A 9,642-nucleotide genomic window follows, 5' to 3' on the forward strand; every position below is an offset into this window, starting at 1 on the left:
AACGATGTCCGCCGGATGAGACGACAGGTGAGACATCCTGACCTCGTGCGAAAACACCACGAGCTGTCCGAGCTGGAGGCCGCCCTCCGCTCGGCCGTGGCCGGAGACGTCGATTTCGGCGCCACGGCCAGGGCCCTGATGACGATGGACGCCTCCAACTACCGCCGGGTGCCGCTGGGTGTGGTCGCGCCCCGGGACGCCGGGGACGTGGCGGCGGTGCTCTCCGTCTGCCGCGATCGCGGGGTGCCGGTCGTCGCACGGGGCGGCGGTACGTCGATCGCGGGCCAGGCGACCGGTACGGGCGTCGTGCTCGACTTCACACGTCATATGCGGGCGGTCGTCTCCGTCGACCACGCGGCGCGGACGGCCGTCGTCCAGCCGGGGGTGGTCCTGGACCGGCTGCGGGACGCCGTTCGCCCGTACGGGCTGACCTTCGGCCCCGATCCGTCGACGCACAGCCGCTGCACCCTCGGCGGCATGATCGGGAACAACGCATGCGGGGCGCACTCGGTGGCATGGGGGACGACCGCCGACAACGTGCTGGGGCTCGACGTCCTGACGTACGGGGGCGAGCGGCTGCGCCTCGGCCGGGAGTGGCAGGGCGCGCCGGCGGGGCTCCGGGAGCTGATGGACACGCGGCTGGCCCTGGTGCGGACGGGCTACCCGGCCGGGCTGCCGCGCCGGATCTCCGGTTACGCGCTGGACGCGCTGCTGCCGGAGCGGGGCGCGGACGTGGCCCGCTCGTACTGCGGGAGCGAGGGCACGCTGGGGGTGCTGACGGAGGCGACGGTACGGCTGGTGCCGTTGCCGGCCTCGCCGGTCCTGGTGGTCCTCGGGTACGCGGACGAGAGCGCGGCGGCCGACGCGGCGGCCGGGCTGCTTCCGTACGGGCCGTTGACGGTGGAGGGGATGGCGGCCGATCTGGTGCGGGGCGCCTCCGGGCTGCCGCGCGGTGGGGCCTGGCTGTTCGTGGAGGCGGACGGGGAGGCGGCGGCGCGGGAGCTGGTCGGGGCGGCGGACGCGCTGGACTCGTCGCTGGTGACGGACCCGGCGGGGCAGCGGGCGCTGTGGCGGATCCGGGAGGACGCGGCGGGCACGGCGACGCGGATGCCCGAGGGTGTCGAGGCCTGGCCCGGCTGGGAGGACTGCGCGGTGCCGCCGGCGAGGCTGGGCGCGTACCTGCGGGAGTTCCGCGCCCTGTTGACGGAGCACGGGCTGCGGGGGACTCCGTACGGGCACTTCGGCGACGGCTGCATCCATGTCCGTGTCGACTTCGACCTCTACTCGGGGGCGGGGGTGGGCCGCTTCCGGGAGTTCTCGGAGGCGGTGGCGGATCTGGTGGTCGCGCACGGGGGCTCGCTGTCGGGCGAGCACGGGGACGGGCAGGCGCGGGCGGAGCTGCTGCCGAGGATGTACGGCTCCGAGCTGGTGTCGCTCTTCGGCGCGGTCAAGGACGTGTGGGACCCGGACGGCGGCCTGAACCCGGGGATGCTGGTGCGGCCGGCGCCGCTGGACGCGAACCTGCGCTTCCAGGGGCTGCCGGTGGTGGCCCGGGACGTGGCGCGCTGTGTGGGGGTGGCCAAGTGCCGCGTGGAAGGGCCCACCTCGGGGCCGGGGGTGATGTGTCCTTCGTACCGTGCGACGGGGGAGGAGCAGCATTCGACGCGGGGCAGGGCGCGGCTGCTGCACGAGATGGCGCTCGGCGAGGTGATCACGGACGGCTGGCGCTCGGAGGAGGTCAAGGAGGCCCTCGACCTGTGCCTGTCGTGCAAGGGGTGCAGGAGCGACTGCCCGGTGGGCGTGGACATGGCCGCGTACAAGGCGGAGTTCCTCGACCGGCACTATGCGGACCGGCGGCGTCCGTGGTCGCACATCACGATGGGCCGGCTGCCGGAGTGGCTGCGGCTGTTCGGCCCGGCGCTGAACCTGGCCCGGATGTTCCCCTCCCGGTTCGCGGGCGTCGCGCCGGAGCGGGACCTGCCGAGAGTGGCGTCGCGGACCTTCGTCTCCTGGTTCGGGACGCGCCTCGACACGGCCTCCGACGTGTGGCTGTGGCCGGACACCTTCACCAACCATCTGGCGCCGCAGGTCGGCCGGTCGGCGGTGCGCGTCCTGGAGGAGGCGGGCGTACGGGTGGGGCTGCCGCCGGGGCGGGTCTGCTGCGGGCTGACGTATGTGTCGACGGGGCAGCTGGACCGGGCGCGGAAGGCGATGCGCAGGACGCTCGACGTGATGGAGCCCAAGCCCGGCCATCCCGTGGTCGTCCTCGAACCCTCCTGCGCGGCGACCCTGCGGACCGACCTCCCGGAACTCCTCCCGGACGACCCGCGCGCCCGGACGCTGGCCTCGTCGGTGCGGACCTTCGCGGAGGCCCTGGAGGAGTTCGCGCCCGAGTGGGAGCCCCCGCGCCTCGACCACCCGGTGGCCGGCCAGACCCACTGCCACCAGCATGCGGTCCTGGGCGACGACGCGGATCGCCGCCTGCGTGAACGGATGGGTCTGGTCGGTGAGTTGAGCGGCGGCTGCTGCGGCCTCGCGGGCAACTTCGGCTTCGAGCCGGGCCACTACGAGGTCTCGGTGGCCTGCGCCGAGGACCAGCTCCTCCCGGCGGTCCGCGCGGCGGCCGACAACGCGGTCCTCCTGGCCGACGGCTTCTCCTGCCGCACCCAACTCGACGACCTGGCGGGCCGCCGCGCCCGCCACATCGCGGAAGTCCTGGCGGAGGCGCTGCGGGAGCAGTAACATACATGCGTGAATGTACGTGAGCAGGCCGACTCCCCGAGGCCCCGGCGTTCGACTCAGGCCGAGCGGCGGGAGCGGACGCGTGGAGCGCTTCTGGAGTCGGCTGCTCGGGGGTTGTCCCGGCACGGGTACAGCAATCTCGTGCTGGAGCAGGTGGCCAGGGACGCCGGGTACACGCGTGGTGCGCTCTACCACCAGTTCAAGGACAAGCAGGACCTGGCCCTCGCCGTGTCCGAGTGGGTCTTCCAGGTCTGGGACCAGGAGGTCGGGCGGCACGTCGAGCGGGAGTCGGATCCGCTCGCCGCGCTGCTCACGCTCGCCCGTGCGCACACCGTCTTCTGCCGGCGCGACATCGCCCGCGTGGCCGTCGCGCTGCGCCTGGAGTTCTCCGGACAGGACCATCCGATCGGACACCAGGTGGAGACGGGCTACCGCCAGCTTCTCGACCTCTGCACCGGGTACGTCGAGGCCGGACGCGCGGCCGGGACGATCCCCGACGGGCCGCCCGCCGGGGACGTCGCGCTCGCCTACGTCGGCGCGCTCGAAGGCACCTCGATCGCCCTCGCCGGCCGCGTGCCCGACGACGCGTCGCTCGTGGTCGCCGCGGTCGCGGGCGCCCTCGGGCTCGACCCCCGCACGACGCACTCCTCTGTACGGAACGAACCGCAGGAGGCACATCATGGAACTTCCCGAGTCCGCGCACACGTCCCGCCCCTGGCGGATCCACGAGATAGCGCCTGACTTCCGTCTCTACGACGTCTGGGCACTGCCCACACCCGGCGGCCCGGACGAATTCCCGCGCCTGGTGCGGAACATCGCCGGTGGCGACACGGGCGACAACTCCTCCCGGATCGCCCGCCTGCTCTTCGCGATCCGCTGGAAGCTCGGCAAGCTGCTCGGCTGGGACGACAAGGAGAAGGGCGTCGGCTCCCGGGTGCCGACCCTGCGCGACCGGCTGCCGCAGGACCTCCGCGACGGCCCGGCCGGACCCGAGTTCGACCTGCTTCCCTTCACGTCCGTCTACCTGAGGGACGACGAGTGGGCGGCGGAGATGGCCAACAAGACCGTGCACGGAGTCATGCACCTGAGCTGGGTCCCCGACGGCTCCGGCGGCTACCGCGGCCAGATGGCCGTCCTCGTGAAGCCCAACGGCCTTTTCGGCAAGGCCTACATGGCCGCGATCGCCCCCTTCCGGCACCTGATCGTCTACCCGCCGCTGATGCGCGACATCGGGCGCGAGTGGCGCGCGTCCGCGTCCCGGGCGTGACGGGAACGTTCCGCCCGACCGCCTCGTTCTCCTCGGGTCCACCACTGACCGACCGAGGAGTCCCGTGCCCACGCCCGCGTCGCCCCCCACCGTGACCCCGCTCCCGCCGCTCGCCGCCCAGGCCGAGCGCCTGATCGAGCTCGGGGTGCACGAGCTCGCGGGGATCCCCGCCGACGAGCTGCGCGCCTTCGCCGAGGCCGCCGGCGCCGCGGACGGCGGCGCCCTGCTCGCCGTCCACCCGGACCGGGCCCCCGCCTCCGCCCTCGCACCGCTGCTCCGGCGCGAGGGCAAGCCCGGGTTCGTCGTCGTCGACATGCCCGACGTCGACGACTTCGCCCCGTCCGGCGCCGTCGAGCTGCCCGACACCCCGCTCTACCTCGTCGCCGGCCTCGACCGCGGTGACCACATGGCCAACTGGAGCCCGGAGGAGGCCCTGCCCGCCCTTACCGAGCAGCACCGCACCCCGCTGCTGCTCACCGAGGGCATCCACTGGGTGCTCCAGCAGCCGGAGGTCCTGGAGCGCAACAGCTGCTTCATGACCATCGGCTCCCGGCTGCGGAAGGCGAACGGCGCCCTGGACGCCCGTACCCCCGCGATCTGGATCAGCAACGGCACCGGCCGGGACGGCCGCGAGCGTCGCGACGCCCCGAAGGTCGGCTGGTGCTGGTGGGGCAACCGCCACACCTGGCTGGGCTTCGCCTCCACCACGGGCCGCGCGTCCCAGGGCGTGTCCGGCGGGTCAGGTTCGGACACCCCCTAGGGCTACTCCGCGGAGGCCCGCCGCGCCCCCGCGCCCGCCGCCTCCGTCCTCGCGAACGTACGGCGGTAGGTGCGGGGCGGTACGCCGCGGCGGCGGACGAACTGTTCGCGCAGGACGGCCGCGCTGCCGTAGCCGACCAGGCGGGCGATCTCCTCGATCGGGAGGTCGGTCGTCTCCAGGAGCTCCTCCGCCCGGCCGAGCCGCAGGCCGAGGACCCAGGCATGCGGGGTGGTCCCGGTCGCGGCCGCGAAGCGGCGGGCGAAGGAGCGGCGGCTCATCAGGGCACGGCGGGCCATTTCGGCCACGGGCAGCGGCTCGTGGAGGTGGGCGCGGGCCCAGGCGAGGACGCCGGAGAGCCGTTCGTCGTCGCAGTCCTCGGGGACGGGAGTGGTGACGTACTGAGCCTGTCCGCCGCCGCGGTGAGGCGGCAGGACGAGGTCACGGGCGACCGCGTTCGCGGCGGCCGCTCCGTACTCCCGGCGCAGCAGATGCAGACAGAGGTCGAAACCGGCCGCCGCGCCCGCGCCCGTGATGATCCGCCCCTCGTCGACGTAGAGCGCGTCCCGCTCGACGGTCACGGACGGGTGGCGGCTCGCGAGCAGCTCGGCGAACCGCCAGTGCGTGGTGGCCCGCAGCCCGTCGAGGAGCCCGGCCGCGGCGAGCGCGAACGCGCCGACGCAGTGCGAGCCGACCAGCGCGCCGCGCGCGTGGGCGGTGCGGAGCGCGTCGAGCGCGGGGGCCGGCGGCGGGGTGCGGAAGTCGGCCCAGGGCAGGGCGAGTACGAGATCGGCTGCGGCGAGCCGGTCGAGACCGTGTTCGACGGTGAGCGGGACGCCGAGGTCGGTCGTGACCCGTCCGGGCCGGTCGGTGCAGAGCGCGAAGTCGAAGCGCGGGAGGCCCACGGGGGGAGCGCCGAAGACTTCGGAGACGAGGCCGACGGCGAGCATCCCGACGCGGGGCGGGGTGTAGGCGGCGACGTTCAGGAACGGCGGCATGGCCGGAGTGTGGCACGCCGGGAGCGGGGTGCGCGGGGGAGTTGGCACAAAACCCGCGATGGGTGGCAGTGCGGCCACTCGTCGATGGCCTTCCGCCCGGCGAAGCTGGGGGACATGACAGACCAGCCGCGCGGCAACACCGCCAACTACACCGTCCTGACCACCGGTTACACCACCTCCACGGGCCCGGGCGTCGCCGCCACCGTCTCGTACGTCTCCGACGGCGACCGCCATGTGATCGTCGACCCCGGCATGGTGGCGAGCCGCGACCGCATCCTCGGCCCGCTCGCCGCACTGGGCCTCGGCCCGGAGGACATCACCGACGTCGTGCTCAGCCACCACCACCCCGACAACACCATGAACGTGGGCCTGTTCGGCTCGGCGCGCGTCCACGACCACAAGGCCGAATACCTCAATGACCAGTGGATCGACCGGGACGCCGAGGGCCATGAACTGACCCCGTCCCTGCGTCTGATCCGCACCCCGGGGCACAGCCCCGAGGACATCACGCTCCTCGCCGGTACGGCCGAGGGCGTCGTCGCCTTCGTCGGCGACCTCTGGTGGCGCCCGGACGGCCCGGCCGAGGACCCCGTCGCCCCCGACCGCGACCTCCTCCGTGACAACCGCCTCCGGGTCCTGAAGGCGTCCGACGTGATCGTCCCGGGCCACGGCGCGCCGTTCCCGGCGGGCGACGAGGCCGTGCTCTAGGACGGCGCGCTCTTTCTCACCACACCTCTCGACTGTTGCAAGGGAACCCACGATGTCGTTGACCGATCCCGCGCCCTCCGGCCGGCGCACCTGGCACCGCCCACTGACGGTGTGCGCAATTCTGTTAGCAGCCCTCACGGTCCTCTGTGGAGTCGGAGTGGCCCTGGACGACCGGACCCTGCTGGGCGAGTCGGTCTGGGTCAAGCCGCTGAAGTTCGGCTTCGCCTTCGCCCTTTACTCCGGCACGCTGGCGTGGCTGCTGACCAAACTGAACCGCGGTAGACGCCTGGCCTGGTGGGTGGGCACCGTCTTCGCGGTGGCCACGGTCGCCGAGGTGGGCGCCATCACCGTCCAGGCGGCGCGCGGCACGTTCAGCCACTTCAACGCCGACCAGACCGACCCGATCACCCTGGCCCTGGTGCCGATCCTCACCTTCGGCGTGTTGGTCATCGTCATCGCGCAACTCATCATCGGCGTCGTCGTGTTGAGGCAGCGCACGGGCGGTCGGGACCTGAACCGCGCCATCCGCGCCGGGCTCTGGCTCGCCACCGCCGGAATGATCATCCCGATCTACTGGATGGTGACCGGCGTACATCCCCGTACCGTCACCGACGCCAACGGCGACGGCATCAAGATGTACCAGGGGCACGGCATCGGCGACCCCGACGGCCACGGAATGGCTCTCACCAACTGGAGCGTGACCGGCGGCGACTTCCGGGTCCCGCACTTCTTCGCCCTGCACGGAATCCAGGTCCTCCTCGTGCTCACCGCGGTGCTGATCGCCCTGTCCGCCCGGCATGCGTGGCTGCGGGACGAGCGGGTCCGCTCCCTTCTCGTGGGCAGCGCCGCGCTCGGCTACTGGGGCCTGGTCGCGGTGGTGACCTGGCAGGCCGCCCGCGGCCAGTCCCTGGTCCACCCGGACGCCGCGACCCTCGTGACCTGCGCCGCGGTCCTGCTGCTCACCGCGGTGGTGACCGTTCGCATCGTCGTCACGGCCCGACGCGCCGCCGCCTCGCGTGAGCCGGCCGCGTACGACCACGCGTCGGGGTGACGCGGCCTCACGACTCCCGGGCGATCTCCCGGGCCAGTGCCACCAGCAGCTCCGTCGCCGGGTGGGGGGACGCGTCGCGCCAGGCCAGCAGGACATGGACCGGTGGGGCGTCCGGGAGCGGGCGGTAGGCCACGCCGGGGTGTGGGTGCATGGCGGCCGTCGAGGCCGAGGAGACGCCGACGCCCCGGCCCGCCGCGATCGCCGTCAGCCAGTCGTCGGTGTTGGCGACCGTGAGCGTGGTCGCCGGGCGGCGCGAGGGGGGCCAGAGTTCGAGGGTCGTCGTGCCGGAGACGGTGTTGAGGACGACCGTTCCGTCCGCGAGGTCAGCCAGCGTGAGAGACGTACGGGAGGCCAGGTCGCTGTCCGTCGGGACCGCGGCGACCCGCCCCTCCGTCGCCAGTTGCTCCGTCGCCAGGCCCGGCGCCTCCACCGGCCCCCGCAGCAGCGCCGCGTCCACCTCGCCCCGTACGAGACCGGCGGTGCGGTCGTCGATGCGCAGGAGCTCCAGGGGAGTCTCGGGGTGCTCCTGCTGCCAGCGCCGGAGCAGGGGAGTGGTGTACGGGCCGAAGGCCGACCACGCGTGCCCGAGCCGCAGGGGGCGCCGGCGCAGTCGCTCCGGGTCCAGGGCCGCGTCGAAGGCGGCGACGGCCGCGGCGGCCCGGTCGTGGAAGGCGCGGCCCTCGGCGGTCAGCGCCAGATGGTGGGTGGAGCGGTCGACGAGCCGGGTGCCGAGGTGTTTCTCCAAGGCGGCGAGCGTGCGGGAGACGGCGGGCTGGGTGAGGTGGAGCCGGGCCGCTGCCCGCGTCACATTGCCCTCCTCGGCGATGGCGAGGAAGCAGCGGAGATGGCGCAGCTCGATGCTCGTGCGGCTCATGCGTCCGGAGCATAACCGCAGCCCAATCGGCATTTCACGCGCCGCGCGGCGACTCGTAACGTGAGAGGCGGAACGGGATTGACGAGTGCAGTATTCTGGACTGAAAGTCCAGTCTGATGAACTGCGCAAGGGAGTGAGCCGGTGGACAGCCCGGTCAAGGACATCGCCGCCGGAGCGACGGCGGCGGGGACGGGCGCGTCGACGGGCGCGCGGGCTTCGGCCGCCCCGTCGGCCGCCTCGGCTCGTGCCGCGCGCCTCGGCCCGGTCGCGCTCGTCGTCGCCGGCGGTCTGTCCGTGCAGTTCGGGTCGGCCGTCGCCGTCCTGCTCATGCCCCGCGCCGGCGCCCTCGGCGTCGTCACCCTGCGCCTGGTCCTCGCCGCCGTCGTCCTGCTGATCGTCTGCCGCCCCAAGGTGCGCGGCTACGGTCGCGCCGACTGGGGCACCGTCGTCGCCTTCGGCACCGCCATGGCGGGCATGAACATCCTCTTCTACCAAGCGGCCGACCGGATCCCGCTCGGCGCCGCCGTGACGCTGGAGGTCCTCGGTCCGCTGGTCCTCTCGGTGATCGCCTCGCGCCGGCTGATGAACCTGCTGTGGGCGGGGCTCGCCCTCGGCGGCGTCCTCCTGCTCAGCGGCGGCGGCTTCGACCGGCTCGATCCGGTGGGTGCCGCGTTCGCGCTCGGCGCAGGGGCGATGTGGGCGACGTACATCGTCTTCAGCGCCCGTACCGGCCGGCGCTTCCCGCAGGCGGACGGGCTGGCGCTCGCGATGGCGTTCGGCGCGGTGCTCAGCCTGCCGTTCGGCATCGTCGAGGCGGGCGACAAGCTGCTCGTCCCCTCCACGATCGGCCTCGGCCTCTGCGTGGCGCTGATGTCCTCGGTCCTCCCGTACACCCTCGAACTCCTCGCCCTGCGCCGTCTGCCCGCCCCCACCTTCGCGATCCTGATGAGCCTGGAACCGGCCATCGCCGCGACCGCCGGCTTCCTCGTCCTGAGCCAGGCGCTCTCCCTGACGGACGCACTGGCGATCGCCCTGGTCATCGCGGCGAGCATGGGTGCGGTCCGCACCCAGATGAAGAGGGTGTCCACGCTGCCGCCGCAGGCCTGAGCGGACTTCCGGACCCGGATCGACGGACGGGCCCCCTCCCCCGGGCGGATTCCAGGGATCGTCGCAACACCGTGTGTGTAGCGACGATCCTAGGCCTCATCGCCGACCAATCATGTGAGCTCGCAGGGAAGTGTATGG

The 9,642-nt window shown here is 73.3% G+C and carries 9 protein-coding genes; 7 read left to right on the forward strand and 2 right to left on the reverse strand.

The window, feature by feature from the left end:
• The first annotated feature begins 15 nt into the window (after positions 1-15).
• The 4 genes from ACFVZW_RS17665 to ACFVZW_RS17680 all read left to right on the forward strand — a co-directional run bounded on the left by ACFVZW_RS17665 (position 16) and on the right by ACFVZW_RS17680 (position 4,769).
• Positions 16-2,742, forward strand: coding sequence for an FAD-binding and (Fe-S)-binding domain-containing protein (locus ACFVZW_RS17665; RefSeq protein ID WP_384522170.1), 2,727 nt, complete (start codon positions 16-18; stop codon positions 2,740-2,742).
• A gap of 9 nt (positions 2,743-2,751) precedes the next feature.
• Positions 2,752-3,483 carry a TetR/AcrR family transcriptional regulator gene (locus tag ACFVZW_RS17670; RefSeq protein ID WP_384522172.1) on the forward strand — a complete coding sequence of 244 codons (732 nt, stop codon included), beginning with the start codon at positions 2,752-2,754 and terminating at the stop codon, positions 3,481-3,483.
• A complete protein-coding gene (locus tag ACFVZW_RS17675) occupies positions 3,422-4,009 on the forward strand; it encodes a DUF2867 domain-containing protein (RefSeq protein WP_384522174.1) in 588 nt (195 codons plus the stop codon). The genes ACFVZW_RS17670 and ACFVZW_RS17675 overlap by 62 nt, the downstream gene beginning before the upstream one ends.
• A 64-nt stretch (positions 4,010-4,073) precedes the next feature.
• Positions 4,074-4,769, forward strand: coding sequence for a DUF5701 family protein (locus tag ACFVZW_RS17680; protein ID WP_384522176.1), 696 nt, complete (start codon positions 4,074-4,076; stop codon positions 4,767-4,769).
• Between the two features lie 2 nt (positions 4,770-4,771).
• Here the strand turns inward: ACFVZW_RS17680 and ACFVZW_RS17685 are convergent, their stop codons facing one another.
• Entirely contained in the window at positions 4,772-5,764 is a 993-nt protein-coding gene (locus tag ACFVZW_RS17685; protein ID WP_384522178.1) for a GlxA family transcriptional regulator, read from the reverse strand.
• Between the two features lie 114 nt (positions 5,765-5,878).
• On the opposite strand from ACFVZW_RS17685, the gene ACFVZW_RS17690 reads away from it, so the two are divergent.
• Both ACFVZW_RS17690 and ACFVZW_RS17695 read left to right on the forward strand, forming a co-directional pair.
• Positions 5,879-6,472: an MBL fold metallo-hydrolase gene (locus ACFVZW_RS17690; protein ID WP_384522180.1), complete on the forward strand. Its 594-nt coding sequence runs from the start codon at positions 5,879-5,881 to the stop codon at positions 6,470-6,472.
• Positions 6,473-6,524: 52 nt separating this feature from the next.
• Positions 6,525-7,523 carry a hypothetical protein gene (locus ACFVZW_RS17695; protein ID WP_384522182.1) on the forward strand — a complete coding sequence of 333 codons (999 nt, stop codon included), beginning with the start codon at positions 6,525-6,527 and terminating at the stop codon, positions 7,521-7,523.
• A 7-nt stretch (positions 7,524-7,530) separates the two neighbouring features.
• Here the strand turns inward: ACFVZW_RS17695 and ACFVZW_RS17700 are convergent, their stop codons facing one another.
• Entirely contained in the window at positions 7,531-8,430 is a 900-nt protein-coding gene (locus tag ACFVZW_RS17700; protein WP_384522184.1) for a LysR family transcriptional regulator, read from the reverse strand.
• Positions 8,431-8,538: 108 nt separating this feature from the next.
• Between ACFVZW_RS17700 and ACFVZW_RS17705 the strand changes: the two genes are divergently transcribed.
• Positions 8,539-9,504 (forward strand): DMT family transporter, encoded by a 966-nt coding sequence (locus ACFVZW_RS17705; RefSeq protein WP_384522186.1) that lies wholly within the window; start codon positions 8,539-8,541, stop codon positions 9,502-9,504.
• Positions 9,505-9,642: the final 138 nt, after the last annotated feature.

The organism is Streptomyces sp. NPDC059567, assembly GCF_042735655.1.
In the GTDB taxonomy this organism is placed as follows: Bacteria; Actinomycetota; Actinomycetes; order Streptomycetales; family Streptomycetaceae; genus Streptomyces.